1 pseudogene is annotated in these 2,601 nt (G+C 37.4%); it reads right to left on the bottom strand.

Annotation, left to right across the window (positions count from 1 at the left end):
• Window positions 1-902 precede the first annotated feature (902 nt).
• Window positions 903-2,601 (bottom strand): annotated as a pseudogene (locus tag V6U76_RS05055) (hypothetical protein); the annotation flags it as partial.

Genomic DNA, 2,601 nt, shown 5'->3' with positions numbered 1-2,601 from the left:
TCTGATTAAAGATAAAATCTCCTTTTCTTTCTTTTGATTTTCCGGTCACTTTTATATCAATTTTGTTCCCATCGTTGTTTAGGTGTAAAACTAAATTTTAACTAACATTATCCTTGTGAATAACAGAGAAATGTGTCGATTGAAACAGTGAGTATTCGAAAACAAAATTCAATTGAACTTCACTGTCCGATTGTTGACCAATGCTCGGTCCATAATCGCAGACTACTGCTCTCACACTTTGTGACGAAACGTCATTAAAGATGAAATTAAACAGTCCTCGAGAAGCGTAATTATAAACATTAGTGTTCTCGTCGACATTCACTTGCATTTTGTAATTACAAAGACGATCAGTGTTAATATTGTTTGATGCAGTATTAGAATTTGGCACCGCAATATTAACTGAATCCGGATTTCCATGAATACCTCCGTTCAATATTACTTGTCTCACATCACAACTGCAGTATACAACTTCACTTCTAAATTTTTTTCCGACAATAATCCGCATCTCGGCAAAGTCCAATTTCTTTGTATCATCCAGTTTCAACGGACCTCTGTAACCGATTTTCCTATATTGCATGCATTGATTCCAACGTTTGCATTGACAAATGGAAAACGAGAAAAAGGGTGAGACTTTATCACAACACGACTGTCTAGGCTCTTGGCTGACACATTCACTTGTTTCTCCGTCCGAGTTAATTTTGGTCATTTTTCTAAAACAAATTAAAAGTTATTATAAAAAATGAATATTTACACGTAGAATTTGACAAATGTGAATATTGTTTTGTTTTTTTATAAACATTTATAAACAGAACACAAAATATTAAAAACTGTAATCAAATCGTACTGAATAATATATAGTAAATACTTACTGATATTAATTAGCAAAATAAAAAATTTATAAGTTACACATACCTATTAAGTGGAAGATGGCTTAAAATTAATATAATCTGCGTTAAGTGAGTGCAAAAATTTTGTACATTAAGTACGTTATTCCCGTCTCCACCTACGAATCGGCCCATAATTCGATTTCCAATTAAGATGAACACATCGTCTTTATCTCCTCCGACCATTACTTTAATTCCGTCTCTAACTACGAAAACATTTCTTGTATCTTTTAATCCAATTGCGAAATCATTGCCGTCTCCTAAATCGATTAAATTCGCTGGATTTGGATTTCGATTCAATTTATAGGAAATTCCGATGGCATTTTTACACAGGTAACTGTGATACCTTTGTGCCCAAATCGTATCTCTGTAACCGTTACAAAGCATCTCTGATCCCGAAGGTAAATTACCATCGAAAGGTATCAAAGGGATGGTGTCCTTCGTGTTTAACATCAAAACACTGTTCTTCATTTCAAGTGTGAACGTGTCACCATTTTTAGTTTGCAGCGCTTCGGCATTATAACCACCGAACCTCTCTGCAATTGACGAGAATTGTTTAAACAATGGATTAGATGCTACCGACGGTGGAATGGATGGCAAGTCCCAGTCCATCGATTTTCTTTCTTTCTTGTGTTCAACACATTCAGTCCACTTCTTACAAACTGCAGTACAAATTCCAAAGGAAAATATTTTTGCGGCAATGTGACAACATCCTGATTCTTTTTTTACCTCACGGATACATACATTTGTCTCCTCCATTGGTCTGAATCTTATTTGCGTCAATGGTATCACTTTTGAAATAAAATCAGGATTTCGCTTCAAGAAGTCTACGATATCATTTGCGACAGCAGTTGAGTAATTCCGATTAAGATCTTCGTCAATCTTTGCATGAACCTTAGCAAGTTGTTCATTGCGTTCGCGTCTATGTTTTTCTTTGATTAAATACTGAATGTGTGCTGACGGTCCGAGTCCTAGAAATGCCCGAAATCCTTCCTCAAACTTCTCAGCCGCTGTCAATTTTTTAACATTTTTATCGAGATAATCAACCGCTTTGACAGCAGCATAGATTTGAGTGCCGATGGCGATCGCTAAACCAACGGCGATGCCTATGGGACCTGCGATCGATGCTGCTGCTGATGCCACACCTGCAACTAAAGACACTATTTCTAAAGCAATGACCACTACGTCAACTACTATTGAAACCGCGTTTAATGTAATCATCGCAATCGCTTCGTTTCTAACTCGAGTATCGTTTGAGTTTAAATTCTTTGCATCCTTAACAATGTCCATCACACTGAATACACTTCCCACTCCACCTAGGATCGGAGATGCTTTGAACAGGACTCTTCCTGTGGCTTTCAAAGGTTTCACCATTTTATGAACGGGGATATTAAACGCATTTTTGGCCATTTTAGCGGACACCGCTTTAACAACAGGTTCAGCAGCAAATGTCCCTGCAGCAATTCCCACCTGATCCCATTCACCTTTACTTCCAGAAACCAATAGGTTCTTCGCAAATAATGCCATTCCAGCTTTCCCCATATATTTTTGCGCTTTTCCCGAAAACTTCATGACTTTTCGCAAACCAAGCAGCTTCCTAACTTCACTAACCTTTTTACCTGTGATTTCTGCGCCTTTCATAGCATCCAAAACATCGCTGCGTTGGTCTAGTGGCGCTTTGTTTATTTCTTGCAGTAACTTCTCGCTGTCGATTGTA

It is taken from the genome of Wolbachia endosymbiont of Pentidionis agamae (assembly GCF_036711655.1).
GTDB lineage: Bacteria > Pseudomonadota > Alphaproteobacteria > Rickettsiales > Anaplasmataceae > JAZHPY01.
Note: the sequence above shows the minus strand (reverse complement) of the source record. Positions and strands in the feature narration are given on the sequence as shown.